Source organism: Bacillus sp. LR--39 (genome assembly GCF_053613335.1).
Genome location: NZ_JBSIOT010000543.1, coordinates 1 through 880 on the forward strand (window position 1 = coordinate 1; position 880 = coordinate 880).

The 880-nt window shown below is 49.3% G+C and carries 1 protein-coding gene; it reads left to right on the forward strand.

Annotated features, from left to right (window positions below; all coding sequences use genetic code 11):
* Window positions 1-880 (forward strand): ABC transporter permease (locus ACWHAR_RS24765; protein WP_452088142.1); only part of this gene is annotated, 880 nt, incomplete at both ends.

The following is an 880-nucleotide window of genomic DNA, read 5'->3' on the forward strand; positions in this document are numbered from 1 at the left end:
GATTTTAGGCACTGCGCTGACGAATGCTTTCGATCAACAAGCAGCGGTCGGCGAGGTTCGTGTTTTGTATAAAGACAATTCTGACGGAGCGTTTTCGCAAGGCTTTAAAACATTCGTAAAGGAAGCGAAAACATCCGGCGTTCATTTTAAAAAAGTGTTGTCCGATATGGATGAAAAACAAGAAATCAAACAGGGGAACTACGATGCTTATCTTGAGATCGAAAACAGCGGCATCAAGCTTTACCAAATGGATAAAAACAGTATGAAAAACAGCATTATTCAAGGAATGCTGACCGCGTTTGCAAACCGGTACAATGCCGCAGCGGAGATCATCAAAGCTGCTCCTGAGCAAGCGGGCGCCGTGCTCGGGGACGCACCGGGCGACAATTATATCAAGGAGACGTCGCTCAGCTCAGACAGAAAGCCCAGCTCCATGGATTATTATGCGGTTGCCATGACCACTCTGATCGCGCTTTACAGTGCATTAAGCGCCAGCTATTTAATAAGGGGGGAGCGGCTTAGAAAAACAGCCGACCGGCTGATCGCGGCACCGGTTCATAAAGGCGAGATCTTTGCGGGTAAGCTGATCGGCAATCTTGTGACAAACGGATTGTGTATTTTTGCCGTCGTCGCAGTCAGCAAATACGTATTTAAAGCGTACTGGGGAGAGCATCTTGGGCTTGTAGCGGCCGTGCTGTTCAGCATCGTATTGTTTGCCGTATGCCTCGGCCTCGGCGTCAGTTATTTGACGAGAACGGGGGAAGCGGCAGTGGCGATCATTAACGTGTTGATTCCGCTAGTTGCATTTTTCGGGGGCGCTTATTTTCCTGTCGACGATGCGGAAGGTGTTTTAGCTTTGGTCACAGACCTGTCTCCGCTC